We start from the raw sequence: 14,402 nt of genomic DNA on the forward strand, positions 1-14,402 counted from the left end.
CGTCATGGGTCAGCCAAATTACGTCTTCGTCGCCGGGTTGCACCGGTCGGGCACCAGCCTGCTGGCCTCGTTGATCGCGCAGCATCCCGACGTTGCCGCGATCTGCGATGCGCCCGTGCCGGAACAGGAGGGCGTCTTTTTGCAGGGGGCGATCCCGCATACCGCGCTGCACGGCGTGCCGGGAGAATTTGCCCATGATCCAACGCAGCATCTGACCGAGACGAGCCGCTTCAACAATCTCGAAACCTCGGAGCGGCTGAACCGTGACTGGGCGCTCTGGTTCGAGACAGGCCGCCCTTGGCGGCTGGAGAAATCGCCGGTGAACCTGCTGCGCTCCCGGCTCTACCAACAGCTTTTTCCGATGGCGCATTTCATCTTCGTGGTGCGCCATCCGCTCGCCGTCAGCCGCGCAACCGTGAAGTGGAACGCGAAGGGCGAGGCGGCGCTTCTTCAGCATTGGCAGGCGGCGCATCGGATCATGGCCGAGGATTTGCGATACCTGCATTGCGCGCTCGTGCTAAGATACGAGGATCTCTGCGCGGCGCCGCGACGGGAGATGGACCGTATCGCGGCGTTTCTGGATCTGCACCCCGGCCCGCTGCGGCAGGGGTTGGACCGGGTGACGGATGGCAACGCTCAATACCTGACGCGGCCTCCCGAGACCGCGCTACCCGAGGTCGCGGCGCGGCTGGGATATGGAAACGATGGAATAGCGGGGCCGCCGGCGGCAGAATTTTGCTGTCGTCACGTGCTCCGTTCCGTGCGGGAGAGCGTTGATCGATAGATCCGCTCTTCTTGACAATCGCGATGGGCAGGGAGGGCAATAACGGTCTGTCCGCAATGCCGGAGAAAGGTGGCATGAGAAGTTCGTTTGTATCCAGACTGGCGCGCAACATCGACCTGACGCCCGAGGAGCGTGCCTTTGCCGCGCTGATGGAGCAGGGCGAGCGGCAGGTGGCTGCGAAAACCGTTCTGCTGCGCGAGGGTGACGCGCTGGAAGAGCTGCATATCCTTCGCTACGGCTGGGCGGTGGTGCGCGGTCGCGTGATCAATGGCAGGGCGCCGATCCTGCGCATTTACCTGCCCGGAGAAATCATCGGCCTGGCGGAGCTGGGTCGGGTCAAGGCGGACCATATGCTGCAGATGCAGACCGACGGCGCGATCAGCACCTTCCGCCGCACCCTGATCCCACGGCTCTTTGCCGAGGCGCCGCGCCTCGCCGCGCTGCTGATGGCGTTGGGCAGCCTTGATCAGATCATCATGCGCGAGCGCATCGCCGCCCTGTCGCGGTTCGACAGCACCGCCCGGTTGATCCACTTCCTGCTGCTGATGCGCGACCGGCTCGCAAACGGCAGCGGCAACCGCTCGGCGCGGTTCGAGCTGCCCTTCAGCCAGCCGGAGTTGGCGGATCTGCTCGGGCTGACCCCTGTCTATGTCAACAAGGTGTTCAAGAGGCTGCGGGAACAGGGGCGGATCGAGGTCGATCGGCGCACGATCCGGCTTCTGGATGTTACGGGGATGGAGCGGCAGGTGGGCTATCGCGACCTGCACCAGGCACTCGATACCTCGTGGTTTCCGCTCAATGAGGTTGCCGAATAGGCGACAGTCGCGGCGTTCGAACGCGATTAGCCCGCGATCGCCCGGAGGCAACACGCTATTGGGGAAACATAGCTCTAGATTAGTGAATCGACCTGAGGCGCCGAAATTGAGGCGCGCCGCAGTAGACCCAGTGTAACCGCCCTCTAGATCCCTTGGCAATACGATACCGAATGGCGCTGCGGCAAACCCGTCCCGATCACGATCTTTTGCGGATCGTTGCGACGGCCCGAGAAGCCGCGCGCATCGGCCGGGCGATCCGTCGCCGGGTCATCCTGACATTTTTGAAGCGAAGGGGGTCACCCGATGTACATCTTGCACATGGCACTTGGCGGATGCCTTTCGGCACCTCCGGTCGATTACGGCCTTACCGAGGATACCGGCGGTCACATCGGCTATGTCCTCGGCGCGGCGATGGCGCAGGCGGCGCGGTCCGACGTTTCGCGCGTCGATATCGTGACACGCGCCTTTGACGGGTTCGGCGCGCGTTACCTTGCCGCGACGGAGAGGGTTTCGGAGAAATGCAGCATTCGCAGGCTCTTCACCGGCAATCCCGAATACCTCGAGAAAGAAGGTCTGGCGCGGGAGATCGCGCCGCTTGGCGATGCCTTCCTCGCGCAGTTGGAGGCAGGCCCGCGTCCCGATGTCATCCACGCGCATTTCGCCGATGCCGCGTCGATTGCACAGCGTGCCGCGGAGCGGTTCGCCATTCCGTGGATATATACGCCCCATTCTCTGGCGCTGGACAAACAGGCCTCGCTGGGGCCTGACGCGGCCGAACTCGATGCGCGGATCGCGCAGGAGCGCGCGGCGATCAGGGGTGCGTCCGCGATCATCGTATCCTCCCGCGACGAGGCGGAACGGCAGATCTCGGCCTATGACGAGGATGCCGCGGGCCGCTGCCACCGTGTCAATCCCGGGGTGATGCTGGCCGAGAACACCGGCACCGCGGCCGCGCAGCAATTGATTGCACCACTGCTGGATGCGCCGCAGAAACCGATCATCCTCGCCATAGCGCGCCCGGTGCGCAAAAAGAACCTCGCCGGGCTGGTGCGGGCCTATGCGGAGAGCCCGGCGCTGCAGGCACGGGCCAATCTGGTGATCCTTGCCGGGCAGCGTGAGGGCGACGGCCCGCCGGGATCGGTGATGCGCGAGCTGACCGATCTGGCAAGGGATCCGCGCCTGAAGGGACGGTTCGCCCTGCCGCCGCGCCATAGCCAGAAGGAAGTGCGTGCGCTCTATGCGCTGGCGGCGAGAAATGGCGTCTTCGTCAATCCCGCCTTCAACGAACCCTTCGGCCTCACGCTCGTCGAGGCCGCACAGGCGGGCGTGCCGCTGGTTGCGACGCGGATCGGCGGGCCGGTCGATATCCTCCCGGAGATCGGGCAGGGCGTGCTGGTCAATCCGCATGACGGTCGCGCGATCATCCAGGCCTGCAAGACACAGCTCAGCACCGGCGCATCGGAGCACGCTGCGGATGCAGTGCCGCGTGCCAGAGCGCTGTTTGACTGGGATAGATGGGCAGCGCGCAGCCTTGAGATCATCCGTGGCCTTGGCGCCCGCCGCATTGCGCCGCGCCGGGCGACGCATCTCTTTGCCAGCGATATCGACGGGACCCTGACCGGCTGTGCAACCGGTGCGCGCGAGTTCAGTCGATGGTGCAGCGAGCGGCCGCATGTCCGTTTCGCCTGCGTCACCGGCCGCTCCATCGGCGAGGCGCAGCGGGTTCTGGCCTGGTGGAACCTGCCGGAGCCGGAGGTATTCATCACCTCGGTCGGCAGCGAAATCTGGCGACGCGGCACCCGCGGGTTGCTTCTGTGTCACGATTATGCGGCGCGGATCGACAGGGACTGGCTGCCGATGGAGGTCGCACGGATCGCGGCGGAGCTCGGTCTCGCGTCGCAGCCGGACTATGAGCAGCGGCGCTGGAAGGTCTCCTTCATCGGCAGTGCGACGCAGGCCGAGAGCCTGAAGGCGGCGATGGACGCGGCAGGGTTGCAGGGACATGTCATCGCCTCGCATGAACGTTTCATCGACGTGCTTCCCGCCGAGGCGGGCAAGGCGGCGGCGATCCGCTTCGAACTGGCGCGGATGTCGCTCAGCCCCGATGAGTGCATGGTGGCCGGCGACAGCGGCAATGACCGGGACATGCTGGAATATTTCGCGCAGGCAGTGGTGCCTTCCAACGCCTATGCGGAGCTGGCGCAACTACGCAATCCCGGCCTGCATCGCAGCAAGCTCGCCCATGCGCGGGGCATCCTCGACGGGCTGCGGGCCTTCGAGACGCGCTCGGCGGCAGCGCTGACCGTGGCGGCCTGAACATGAAGGATCTACAGGATATCGCGGGATCCAAACCGCTGGGCTATTTCGTGCATCATCAGGGGCGCGGCCATGCCCTGCGCGCGGCGGCGATCCTCAATGCCCTGCCGATCTCGCGGCCGGTACGGCTGTTCTGTGCGCGCGACGATATCTTTCCGGAGCTGCGTGAAAACGTAAAGGTCGAGCGAATCCCCTCGCTGTTCGAGCGTCAGGGCGATGAACGGGGCAGCGTCGATAGCATTGACACGCCCGAAACCCTGCATTGCGCGCCGCTCGGCTGGCCCGGTATCCGCGAGGCAATGGCGCGGATCACCGGCTGGTTCGCCAGCGCCGATCCGGCACTGATGATCGTCGATGTCAGCGCGGAAATCGCGCAGTTATCCCGGATCTGCTCGGTGCCGCATGTGGCGGTGGTGCAGCACGGCGAGCGCGGCGATCCCGGGCACCGGGCGGGCTATGACGGGGCGGCGGGGCTGCTTTGCCCCTTTCATCGGTCCCTTGCGCAGCCCGAATGGCCGGAACGGCATCGCGCAAAGATGGGCTTTTTCGGAGGTCTCGGGGTCGATACGCATCTGCCGGAGCGCGCGGCCGCGCGCCGTCGGCTCGGCATTGCGGAGGACCGGCAGATCGCGCTGGTGATCACCGGCGGGGGCGGCAACGGGCTCAGCCAAGCACCGCTTTCTGTCGCGGCGCGTGCGCTGCCGGAATTCGACTGGATCACCATCGGCAAGGTGCAGCGCGACTGGCATGCCACCGAACCTGCCAACCTGAGCCATCGCGGCTGGGTGGAGGGCGGCGGTGATTATATCGCTGCGGCGGACCTCATCGTCGCCTCGACCGGCAACAGCACCTGCGGGCAGGTGCTGACCGCGGGCAAGCCGTGGATCGCCGTGCCCGAATGGCGCTATTTCGATGAACAGGTGGAAAAGGCCAAGGCGCTGGCCCGCGTCGGGGCCTGTACCCATCTGCCCTGGCTGCCCTCCAGCGCCGCGAGCTGGATCGACGCGGTGGACACCGCGAAGCGGCAACATTGCCCGGAACGCCAGAAGCGGCTCATCGACGCGGCCCCGGCGCAGGCTGCTGCCGATTGGGTCGAAACGCTGATCGCCCGGCTCTGGGGCGATGCGGACCGGTGTGATGACACTTATGAACAGAAGGATCTCAACCATGTCTGATGTTTCCGTCCTGACCATCTGCGCTGGGCGCAGGGATCACCTTGTCAATGTCATCAAAGGGCTGTGCGAACAGGAAGTGCCGCCCTCGGAGCTGGTGATCGGCGTCATGCAGGACGAGCTTTACCGCGACCTGCCGCGCGCGGGTTTTCCGATCCGCCAGATCGCGGTGCCGCCCGGCAGTGAAGGTCTGCCGCTGGCACACGCGCGCAACGAGGTCGCCAATGCAGCGCGGGGCGATTTGCTGGTGTTTGTCGATGTTGACTGTATCCCGAGCCGTCGGCTGATCGCGGATTACGCGGAACAGGCGCGTAGCCATTCCGGGCTGTTCATGGGCGAAGTCCGCTACCTGCCCGCCCATGCCACGGATGCGGGGATTGACGAGGCGCGTTTCAAAGAGCTTTCCGTGCGCCATTCGGACCGGCGCGGGCCACCCGAGGAAGGTGTCGAGCCCTGCCGCGACTATCGCTGTTTCTGGTCGTTGAATTTCGCGATGCGCGCGCAGGACTGGCGGCAATCCGGCGGTTTCGACGAGCGTTTTGTCGGCTATGGCGGCGAGGATACCGATTTTGGCAAGACATTGGCCGAGAAGGGCATGCCGATCTGGTGGCAGAAGGGGGCGCGGGTCTATCACCAATACCACGCCCATTGCATGCCGCCGATCCATCACATGCGCTCGGTCATCCGCAACGCGGAGCTGTTTGCAGAGAAATGGGGCTATCGCACCATGGAGCATTGGCTGCATGCCTTCCGGCTTCTGGGATTGATCCGCAATACGCCAGGCGGGCTGGAGATCATGCGCGAGCCGGGCCCGGAGGATTTCGAGCTTTGCCGTCAGCAGGCCCACCAGCCTTACGCCAATACCCGCAAGGTGATCGACATGCTGGAGCAGCGCCATTGCGAAGGGGCGGATGAGCTGGAGCGTCAGCGCGAGGTGGCGCGGGCAGAGGCCGACATGATCGACATCGCGGCGGAATGATCCGATGCACCGTTTGAAGATCGCCCTCATCGCCCATATCCGCCATCCCATCGCGGAGCCGTTCATGGGCGGGATGGAGGCTCATTCCTTCCAGCTGGCCAAGTCGCTGAGCGCGGCGGGACATGAGGTGACGCTGTTTGCAACGGGCGACAGCAAGGCAGCGGGGCGGCTGTTTCCGCTGCTGGAACAGCATTATGACCGCCGCTATCCCTGGCATGAGTTTCATGGAACGGAGGTGCTCAACGCCTTGCTGGACGAGGCTTTCGGCAAGCTGCTGCCGGAGCTGGCCGGCTTTGACGTGGTGCATAACAACAGCCTGCACCGCTATCCGCCGCGACTGTCGCGGCGAGACCGGATTCCCATGGTCACCTCGCTGCATATTCCGCCCTTCGATGCGCTGCGCCGTGCCGTTCATGCCTCCGCCGCGCCCTGGTGCCGCTTCACCGTCTGTTCGCAGCAACAGCGCGCCATATGGTGGCCCGGCGGGGCGCCGCCGGAGGCGCATGTGCTCTATAACGGGATCGATCTCGAGCGTTTCGCCTTCCGGCCCCGGGGCAATGGGCGCGGCATCTGGGCCGGGCGGATCACCCCGACCAAGGGCACCCATATCGCCGTTGCGGCGGCACGGCGGGCCGGGATCGGGCTGTCGATCTACGGCACGATCGAACACCGCGATTACTTCGAAACCGAGGTGAAACCGCTTTTGGGTGGCGACATACGCTACGAAGGACATCTGGAGACGGGAGAGCTGGCGGAGGCCATGGCGGCTGCATCGGTGTTGTTGTTCACGCCGCTCTGGCAGGAGCCCTTCGGCCTCGTCGCGGCAGAGGCGATGGCCTGCGGCGTGCCGGTGGCCAGCCTCGACAATGGCGCTTCCCGCGAGATCGTCGGGCCCGGGGGCGCGCTGGCAACGGAAGACACGGCCGAGGCCCTTGCGGCGGCGATCGAGGTCGCGTTGACGCGCGAGCGGCGCGATGTGCGCCGCTGGGCGGTCTCGCGCTATGGTCAGTCGGCGATGATCGACAGCTGCCTGCGGCTCTATGGACAGGCGATGCAGGGCGTGGATGCGCCCGCCGCGCCGGTCGCCTTCGAGCCGAGCATGTTGCCGCAACGCCCCGAACCTCAGACCGTTACAGCGGCCTGATCGCCGGGGCGCAGCAAAAAGCCCCGCGAGATGCGGGGCTTTTTTTCGGCTTCGCCACATCCGCTCGGCGGTGGCATGAACCTTCTTTCCTTCCGTCAGGCTGCGTTATTCCGCCTGGTAGCTGCCGGGCTTGTGGCTGCCAGACAGGCTGCCCCTGCCATGGCCGGTAAGCCCGCCGGAGACCGCCTGGGTGGCTTCCGCCGCCAATTCCTCGGGCAGGATCAGGTTCAGCACGATGGCGATCAGCGCTGCGGGGAGCAGGCCGCTGGTCATCAGGATGCGCAGCGTGTCGGGCAGGTATTGCACGGCCAGAGGATCGAGCTGCAGGCCGAGCCCGACCGAGAGGGAGATCGCGAAGATCACCATGTTGCGGCGGTTCCAGTTCACGTCCGAGAGCATCGAGATACCGGCCGCAACGACCATTCCGAACATCACGATCACACCGCCGCCGAGCACTTCGATCGGGATGGTGCGGATCACCGCGCCGACCTTGGGCACCAGCCCGCAGACGATCAGGAAGAGCCCGCCGATGGTCACGACATGGCGGCTCATCACCCCGGTCATTGCGATCAGCCCGACGTTCTGGCTGAACGAGGTGTTCGGGAAACCGCCGAAAATCCCGGCCACGGCGCTGCCGATACCGTCGGCATAGGTGGCGCCGGTGATTTCCTTGTCGGTGGCCTCGCGCCCGGCGCCGCCCTTGGTGATGCCCGAAACGTCTCCGACGGTTTCCACGGCTGAGACGAAGGCCATCAGGCAAAAGCCGACGATCGCGGCGAAGCTCATTTCGATCCCGTATTTGAACGGCACCGGGAAAGCGAAGGGCGCCGCACGCTCCCAGCTCGTGGCGATGCCGTCGAACGTGACCATGCCCATGGCCATGGCATAGAAATAACCGACGATGATGCCGATCACCACGGCGGAGACCGACAGCATGCCGCGGGCGAAGAACTTCAGCCCGAGGGTGACGAAGATGACCACCAGCGCGACGGACCAGTTGAGCAGGCTGCCGTATTCCGGCTTGCCGATGGCCGGGACACCGCCGGCCGCATATTGGATACCGACCTTGACAAGCGCCAGACCGATCATCGTGACGACGAGCCCGGTGACCAGCGGCGGCAGGGCGAAGCGGATCTTGCCGATCACGGAGCCGAGCAGGGAATGGAACAACCCGCCGATCAGCACGCCGCCGAACAGCGCCGGGAGCGCCTCGACGCCCTTTCCGGCCACCAGCGGAATCATGATCGGAATGAAGGCGAAGCTGGTGCCCTGCACGATCGGCAGGCGCGCGCCCACGGGGCCCATGCCGATGGTCTGGAACAGCGTGGCAATGCCCGCAAACAGCATCGACATCTGAATCAGATAGGTCATGTCCGGAAAACCCTGCGCGCCCGCATCCGAGCCGAAGCCGAAACCGGCGGCGCCCGCGACGATGATCGCCGGTGTCACATTCGAAACGAACATGGCCAGCACATGCTGGATTCCCAGCGGCACGGCCTTGTGCAGGGCTGGCGTGTAATTTGGGTCGCGGAGCTGTTCCGGGGTCCCGATTGAAGTGTCAGCCATTTTCATCTCCCTATGGACTGTCCGTTGCGCCGCAGTTTGTCCGCGGTCATCTTCTGAGCGTTTGGCCTCACGCGTTCACTTGCCAAGGTCGGTCGAACCAATGTTCCTCGAGATTGGCACCCTCGCCGATCCGGTCGATCACGGCGAAGAGGCCCGGGTCCTGCAGCGGGCAGAGGACCCCGTGCCAGACGTTGCGATGCAGGTTCACCCCCTGACCGGGCTGGGCGAGGAAGGCGCGGGGCTGGCCCGGCTTGCCGCCGTCATCGTCAGCGACGACCACGAGATACGGGTTCTGATGCATCGGCACGAAGGCCTGACTGCCTTCGGGGTGGCGCTCCATCATCTCCAGCGTGAAGGGCAGGGTGCGGGCCTGCGCGTTGAACACGCTGATCCCGGCGCGGCCATCGGCGAAGTCGAGCCGGGCCCGGTCGTGATGCCGCCCGCAGAGGCCCTGGTTGATCATCTTGTCGGGTTCACCGACGGCTTCGAGCACCTCGCCGAATGCCGCGAAATCCGCGGCATTCAGTGGTTTGGCGTGCAGATCGCGGCTCATGGCAGCAGATCCTTGAGGCGGAACTCCGCGATGCGCTCGACCTGACGGCAGGCTTCCGCGAATTCGGTGTCGCGGTCGTTCCCGATGCGGCGTTTGAAGGTTTCGAGGATGCCAGCCTTGTCGTGATCTCGCACCGCGATGATGAAGGGGAACCCGTGCTTGGCCACATAGGCCTCGTTCATCTCGGTGAAGGTCGCGCGTTCAGCGTCGGTCAGCGCATCGAGCCCCGCAGCGGCCTGCTCGCTGGTGCTTTCCGCGGTCAGACGCTTGGCCTGAGCCAGTTTGCCCGCCAGATCCGGATGCGCGCTCAGCACGCCGAGCCGCTGTTCGTCCGAGGCGGAACGGAACACCCGCGCCAGCGCATTATGCAGACCGATGGCGGTGTCATGGGCCGCGCCGAGCTCCAGTTCGTGGGCGCCCTCCGCGATCCAGGGTGAATGTTCGAAAATGCTGCCATAGGTCGCTACGAAGGTCTCGCGGTCCATCTCGCTGGGCCGGTCGAAGCGCTGATGTGGATGCACCACGGCCCAGTGATCGGCGATCTGCTCGCGGGTGGCGAACCAGACATCCGCATGGCTTTGCGCGAATTCGATGAAGTTGCGCAAAGCCTCGACCCGGCCGGGGCGGCCCATCAGGCGGCAATGCAGACCGATCGAGAGCATCTTCGGCTGGCCTTCCTCCCCCTCGCGGTAGAGGGCGGTAAAGCTGTCCTTGAGATACTCGAAGAACTGGGTGCCGGAGTTGAAGCCCTGCGGCGTCGCGAAGCGCATGTCGTTGGCGTCGAGCGTATAGGGCACGATAAGCTGGTCCCGCTCACCGAATTCCATCCAGTAGGGCAGGTCATCGGCATAGGTATCGGCGACATAGGCGAATTGCCCGGTCTCGGCGGCCAGACGCACGGTATTGTCCGAGCAGCGCCCGGTGTACCAGCCGCGCGGCGGCTTTCCCGTGACCTCGGTATGCAGGCGGATCGCCTCGGCCATGTCGGCGGCCTCGCTCTCGGGATCGGCATCCTTGTATTCGATCCACTTCAGCCCGTGGCTCGCCATCTCCCAGCCCGCATCCTGCATGGCGCGGACCTGCACCGGCGAACGGGCCAGCGCGGTTGCGACGCCGTAGACGGTGATCGGCAGGTCCTTCAGCAGCCGGTGCAGCCGCCAGAACCCGGCGCGCGCACCGTATTCATAGATCGATTCCATGTTCCAGTGGCGCTGCCCGGGCCATTGCGCGGCACCGACGATTTCTGACAGGAAGGCTTCGGAGGCGGCGTCGTCATGCAGGATGTTATTCTCGCCACCTTCCTCATAATTAAGGACAATCTGCACTGCGATCTTGGCATTCCCCGGCCATTTCGGGTGGGGTGGCGTCTGGCCATAACCATGCATGTCGCGCGGGTATCGTGTCATCTATAAGCTCCTTGGTCGGTATCATGATAATCGAGAAGATTGGATTTCTCTTTCAATTTTAATCTGAAAGACTGTCAAGAAATCTTCACTTTCGATTTTCCGGCGGCGCTGCGCATTGTGCCATCGCTGCAAGGAGAGGTTTAGGAAATGTCCGGTTATTTGACGACCCATGTTCTCGACACTGCCCGGGGCTGCCCGGCCGAAGGTCTTGAAATCGAGCTTTATAGCGTGAATGGCAATGAGCGCACAGCGCTGCGCCGCCTCCGGACCAATGCCGACGGGCGCACCGATGAACAGATCCTGCCCGAAGCCGAATTCGCGACCGGCACCTATGAGCTGGTGTTCCATTGCGGCGATTACCTCGATCGCTGCGGCACGCCACCGGAAAGCCCGCGTTTCCTCGATGTCGTGCCGCTGCGCTTCGGCATGTCAGAGGCGGCGCATTATCATGTACCGCTGCTGCTTTCGCCCTTCGGCTATTCGACCTATCGCGGCAGCTGAGCCGTTCAGGCGGTATCGCTCGCCCCCAACGCGGTTTCCATCCGCGCGATCATGAATTCCATGAACATCCGGGCCTTCGGGTCCTGATGGCGGCGATGGGTATAGAGACAGGCCATCTGCACCGGCAGCGGCGGGGTCTTCTCCGCGACCCGAACCAGCGCGCCCGAGCGAAGGTCATCGGCGATTTCGAAGACCGGTTTCATGGCGATCCCGGCACCCGCCAGCGCCCAGTCGGTCAGCACGTCGCCGTCATCGCTTTCGAACCGCCCCCGGACGTCGTATTTCACCGGCCCTTCCGGACCCTGCAGGAACCACTGGAACTCGGTGGCGCCGGGAAAGCGCAGATTGAGGCAATTATGCTGCCCGCGGTCGATCTCGGCGCCGGAGCTCGGGTGGCCATGTTGCGCGACATAGGCGGGGCTGGCGCAGAGCACTCTTTCGCAATCGGCGATCTTGCGGATCCGCAGGGTCGAATCCTCCGGGCGGCCGAGGAAGAACGCCACGTCGAGCCCTTCCGCGGTCAGGTCGAGCTTGCGGTCGCTGAGCCTGAGCCGCACGTCGACCAGCGGATATTTTTCAGCGAATTCGGGCATATGCGGCGCGATCAGCCGCCGCCCCATGCCGAGGGGCGCGGCGATATGCAACGTGCCGCGCGGATTCTCCGTGACATCGCCGATCCCGGCTTCGGCCTCTTCCACCGAGGCGAGGATGTTGCGCGCGCCCTCATAGAAGATCGTCCCCTGCTCGGTCGCCGAAAGGCTGCGCGTTGTACGCTGGAACAGCCGGACCCCGAGATGCGCCTCCAATTGGGTGATCCGCGCCGAAGCCACCGCGGGCGAGATCCGCTGGTCCCGGGCCGCCGCCGACATGCTGCCGAGTTCGTAGATGCGGACGAATGTGCGGATGTTGTCGAGATAGGACATTGTTCGAAAACTTTTGATAGAGCTTGCTGAATGCCAAATGTAGCGGGAAAATGACGGAATGAATAGGCTGCCCCGGTACTCAGGAGGAAATTGGCGATGAGTGACATTGCAATCATGTGGGACTGGATCGGCTTTGCCGTTCGCTGGCTACATCTCATCACGGCGATGGCGTGGATCGGTGCGTCTTTCTATTTCGTGGCGCTCGATCTCGGGCTGAAGAAGGCCCCGAACATGCCGGTGGGCGCCCATGGCGAGGAATGGCAGGTCCATGGCGGCGGCTTCTATCACATCCAGAAATACCTGGTCGCGCCCGAGAACATGCCCGAGCATCTGATCTGGCATAAATGGCAGAGCTACATGACCTGGGTCTCCGGTGCCGCGCTGCTGATGATCGTCTATTGGGCCGGGGCGGAGCTCTACCTGATCGATCTTAGCAAGGCCGATCTCAGTGTCTTCCAGGCGATCCTGATCTCCGCCGGTTCGCTGACCATCGGCTGGATCTGCTATGATTTCCTGTGCAAATCCGGGCTTGGCGAGCGTCCGACCTTCCTGATGGTGCTGCTCTTCGTGCTGCTGGTGGTGATGGCCTGGGGCTATAACCAGATCTTCACCGGCCGCGCCGCGCTGCTCCATCTCGGCGCCTTCACCGCCACGATCATGACCGCCAACGTGTTCTTCATCATCATGCCGAACCAGCGCATCGTGGTTAAGGATCTCAAGGAGGGCCGCACGCCGGATGCAAAATACGGCAAGATCGCCAAGCTGCGCTCCACCCACAACAATTACCTGACGCTGCCGGTAATCTTTCTGATGCTGAGCAACCACTACCCGCTCGCCTTCGCCACCGAATACAACTGGCTGATCGCGGCGCTGGTGTTCCTCATGGGGGTGACGATCCGGCACTACTTCAACACGATGCACGCGACCGGCAAGGGGCCGCACTGGACCTGGCTGGCGACAGCGCTGCTCTTCGTCGCGATCATGTGGCTCTCCACCGCGCCGTTGATGCAGGACACCACCGAAGCGGCCGAAGCGCGGCCGCTGACCGCCACCGAGCAGCGTTTCGCCAGCGCCGAGGGCTTTGAGGAGATAAGCAACATCATCCCCGGCCGCTGTGCCATGTGCCACACCCGCGAGCCGTTATACGAAGGGATCCGCCGCGCGCCCAAGGGGCTGCTGCTCGAAACCCCGTCAGACATCGCGCGGGCGGCGCGTGAGATCTACATCCAGGCCGGGGTGAGCAATGCCATGCCCCCGGCCAATGTGTCCTTCATGGAAGAGGAGGAGCGCCGGGCAATCATCCGCTGGTACCGCAATGCGACGTCGGATGACCCTCTCGAAGTTGCGGCGCAATAGGCGACACGAAGCGCCACCCGACCTTCTTGTTGATTTTTTTGGCTGGGCTTCGGGGAGATGACGGCATTGCCATCGCATCTGTGGTTTGAAAAGGTGGCGAGCCGTGGAGGACTCGAACCCCCGACCTGAGAATTAGAAGTTCCCTGCTCTAATCCAGCTGAGCTAACGGCCCGTATGTGCCTTCCCTATTCATAGAAGGCGGCGGTAATGTCAATAACGGCTGCATGTTCCTGATATCTCGATTGCGTCATCGTTGCATTAGGCGGCAGGACTCGCGCTTTGGCTGCTCTCCCGCGGGAACCGAGGCTTGCGTGGCGCGTTTCAGAGCATGAGCATCACCCAACTTTCCCGCTTCCTCGCGTTTTTCTGCATCATTGCCGCTTCGGCCGCCCAGGCCGAGAAGGTCGGCAGCGTCGATGTCGACTGGCTCGGCAATGACATCACCGTCGAGGCCCTGGCCGATCCCAAGGTCAAGGGGGTCACCTGTCATCTGAGCTTTTTCGAACGCGGGTTGATCGACCGGTTGCAGAAGGGCAACTGGTTCGAGGATCCGTCCAATTCATCAATTTCCTGCCGCCAGACAGGGCCGATCGAGATCGGCGATATCGAGATGGACGAGGAAGGCGAAGACGTGTTCAGCGAGCGCCGGTCGATCATTTTCAAGACGCTTCGGGTAAAACGGATCTATGACGAGACCAACCGGACGCTGATCTACATCAGCCATGCGCGCGATGTTCAGAACGGCTCGGCGAAAATGTCGATGTCGACCGTGCCGCTTTACCAGGCCGGTAAGTGACGGCATCGGCCCTGCTTTAGACCCCATGATCGCCGTGTGAGCTGACTGGCTCGGCGGCCTCTCCCGCGGCATTCTCCGTTCGAGGGTTGCG

General features: G+C 64.1%; 13 protein-coding genes and 1 tRNA gene. 9 read left to right on the forward strand and 5 right to left on the reverse strand.

What is annotated here, in order from left to right:
* The first annotated feature begins 4 nt into the window (after positions 1 to 4).
* The 6 genes from ACFSUD_RS13365 to ACFSUD_RS13390 all read left to right on the forward strand — a co-directional run bounded on the left by ACFSUD_RS13365 (position 5) and on the right by ACFSUD_RS13390 (position 7,210).
* Positions 5 to 784: a sulfotransferase family protein gene (locus ACFSUD_RS13365; protein ID WP_386375104.1), complete on the forward strand. Its 780-nt coding sequence runs from the start codon at positions 5 to 7 to the stop codon at positions 782 to 784.
* Between the two features lie 74 nt (positions 785 to 858).
* Positions 859 to 1,599 (forward strand): Crp/Fnr family transcriptional regulator, encoded by a 741-nt coding sequence (locus ACFSUD_RS13370; protein ID WP_386375105.1) that lies wholly within the window; start codon positions 859 to 861, stop codon positions 1,597 to 1,599.
* 303 nt (positions 1,600 to 1,902) lie between these two features.
* Positions 1,903 to 3,915 (forward strand): HAD family hydrolase, encoded by a 2,013-nt coding sequence (locus tag ACFSUD_RS13375; protein WP_386375106.1) that lies wholly within the window; start codon positions 1,903 to 1,905, stop codon positions 3,913 to 3,915.
* A gap of 2 nt (positions 3,916 to 3,917) precedes the next feature.
* Positions 3,918 to 5,090, forward strand: a complete 1,173-nt coding sequence (locus tag ACFSUD_RS13380) for a glycosyltransferase (RefSeq protein WP_386375107.1) — start codon at positions 3,918 to 3,920, stop codon at positions 5,088 to 5,090.
* A complete protein-coding gene (locus ACFSUD_RS13385) occupies positions 5,083 to 6,066 on the forward strand; it encodes a glycosyltransferase family 2 protein (RefSeq protein WP_386375108.1) in 984 nt (327 codons plus the stop codon). Before ACFSUD_RS13380 ends, ACFSUD_RS13385 begins: the two co-directional genes overlap by 8 nt.
* Positions 6,067 to 6,070: 4 nt before the next feature.
* Positions 6,071 to 7,210 (forward strand): glycosyltransferase, encoded by a 1,140-nt coding sequence (locus ACFSUD_RS13390; protein WP_386375109.1) that lies wholly within the window; start codon positions 6,071 to 6,073, stop codon positions 7,208 to 7,210.
* Between the two features lie 105 nt (positions 7,211 to 7,315).
* Here ACFSUD_RS13390 and ACFSUD_RS13395 read toward each other — a convergent pair whose 3' ends face one another.
* The 3 genes from ACFSUD_RS13395 to puuE all read right to left on the reverse strand — a co-directional run bounded on the left by ACFSUD_RS13395 (position 7,316) and on the right by puuE (position 10,735).
* Complete coding sequence (locus tag ACFSUD_RS13395) at positions 7,316 to 8,776, reverse strand: uracil-xanthine permease family protein (protein WP_386375110.1); 1,461 nt, start codon at positions 8,774 to 8,776, stop codon at positions 7,316 to 7,318.
* A 67-nt stretch (positions 8,777 to 8,843) separates the two neighbouring features.
* Positions 8,844 to 9,329 carry an ureidoglycolate lyase gene (locus ACFSUD_RS13400; protein ID WP_386375111.1) on the reverse strand — a complete coding sequence of 162 codons (486 nt, stop codon included), beginning with the start codon at positions 9,327 to 9,329 and terminating at the stop codon, positions 8,844 to 8,846.
* Positions 9,326 to 10,735, reverse strand: a complete 1,410-nt coding sequence (puuE, locus tag ACFSUD_RS13405; protein WP_386375112.1) for an allantoinase PuuE — start codon at positions 10,733 to 10,735, stop codon at positions 9,326 to 9,328. The genes ACFSUD_RS13400 and puuE overlap by 4 nt, the downstream gene beginning before the upstream one ends.
* A 147-nt stretch (positions 10,736 to 10,882) precedes the next feature.
* Between puuE and uraH the strand changes: the two genes are divergently transcribed.
* Positions 10,883 to 11,236 (forward strand): hydroxyisourate hydrolase, encoded by a 354-nt coding sequence (gene uraH, locus ACFSUD_RS13410; RefSeq protein ID WP_386375113.1) that lies wholly within the window; start codon positions 10,883 to 10,885, stop codon positions 11,234 to 11,236.
* Positions 11,237 to 11,241: 5 nt separating this feature from the next.
* On the opposite strand, the gene ACFSUD_RS13415 is transcribed toward uraH, so the two are convergent.
* Positions 11,242 to 12,159, reverse strand: coding sequence for a LysR family transcriptional regulator (locus ACFSUD_RS13415; RefSeq protein WP_386375114.1), 918 nt, complete (start codon positions 12,157 to 12,159; stop codon positions 11,242 to 11,244).
* 96 nt (positions 12,160 to 12,255) lie between these two features.
* On the opposite strand from ACFSUD_RS13415, the gene ACFSUD_RS13420 reads away from it, so the two are divergent.
* Positions 12,256 to 13,515 carry a urate hydroxylase PuuD gene (locus ACFSUD_RS13420; protein ID WP_386375115.1) on the forward strand — a complete coding sequence of 420 codons (1,260 nt, stop codon included), beginning with the start codon at positions 12,256 to 12,258 and terminating at the stop codon, positions 13,513 to 13,515.
* Positions 13,516 to 13,609: 94 nt separating this feature from the next.
* Here ACFSUD_RS13420 and ACFSUD_RS13425 read toward each other — a convergent pair.
* Positions 13,610 to 13,687, reverse strand: a tRNA-Arg gene (locus tag ACFSUD_RS13425).
* Between the two features lie 156 nt (positions 13,688 to 13,843).
* Between ACFSUD_RS13425 and ACFSUD_RS13430 the strand changes: the two genes are divergently transcribed.
* Entirely contained in the window at positions 13,844 to 14,311 is a 468-nt protein-coding gene (locus ACFSUD_RS13430; protein ID WP_386375123.1) for a CreA family protein, read from the forward strand.
* Positions 14,312 to 14,402: the final 91 nt, after the last annotated feature.

The sequence above is a fragment of the Sulfitobacter aestuarii genome (assembly GCF_042685005.1).
Taxonomy (GTDB): Bacteria; Pseudomonadota; Alphaproteobacteria; order Rhodobacterales; family Rhodobacteraceae; genus Sulfitobacter; species Sulfitobacter aestuarii.

Excerpts from the sequence above, each read along its gene's own strand:
- ACFSUD_RS13365 (WP_386375104.1), top strand. The coding sequence starts at position 5 with ATGGGTCAGCCAAATTACGTCTTCGTCGCCGGGTTGCACCGGTCGGGC.
- ACFSUD_RS13370 (WP_386375105.1), top strand. The coding sequence starts at position 859 with ATGAGAAGTTCGTTTGTATCCAGACTGGCGCGCAACATCGACCTGACG.
- ACFSUD_RS13375 (WP_386375106.1), top strand. The coding sequence starts at position 1,903 with ATGTACATCTTGCACATGGCACTTGGCGGATGCCTTTCGGCACCTCCG.
- ACFSUD_RS13380 (WP_386375107.1), top strand. The coding sequence starts at position 3,918 with ATGAAGGATCTACAGGATATCGCGGGATCCAAACCGCTGGGCTATTTC.
- ACFSUD_RS13385 (WP_386375108.1), top strand. The coding sequence starts at position 5,083 with ATGTCTGATGTTTCCGTCCTGACCATCTGCGCTGGGCGCAGGGATCAC.
- ACFSUD_RS13390 (WP_386375109.1), top strand. The coding sequence starts at position 6,071 with ATGCACCGTTTGAAGATCGCCCTCATCGCCCATATCCGCCATCCCATC.
- ACFSUD_RS13395 (WP_386375110.1), bottom strand. The coding sequence starts at position 8,776 with ATGGCTGACACTTCAATCGGGACCCCGGAACAGCTCCGCGACCCAAAT.
- ACFSUD_RS13400 (WP_386375111.1), bottom strand. The coding sequence starts at position 9,329 with ATGAGCCGCGATCTGCACGCCAAACCACTGAATGCCGCGGATTTCGCG.
- puuE (WP_386375112.1), bottom strand. The coding sequence starts at position 10,735 with ATGACACGATACCCGCGCGACATGCATGGTTATGGCCAGACGCCACCC.
- uraH (WP_386375113.1), top strand. The coding sequence starts at position 10,883 with ATGTCCGGTTATTTGACGACCCATGTTCTCGACACTGCCCGGGGCTGC.
- ACFSUD_RS13415 (WP_386375114.1), bottom strand. The coding sequence starts at position 12,159 with ATGTCCTATCTCGACAACATCCGCACATTCGTCCGCATCTACGAACTC.
- ACFSUD_RS13420 (WP_386375115.1), top strand. The coding sequence starts at position 12,256 with ATGAGTGACATTGCAATCATGTGGGACTGGATCGGCTTTGCCGTTCGC.
- ACFSUD_RS13430 (WP_386375123.1), top strand. The coding sequence starts at position 13,844 with ATGAGCATCACCCAACTTTCCCGCTTCCTCGCGTTTTTCTGCATCATT.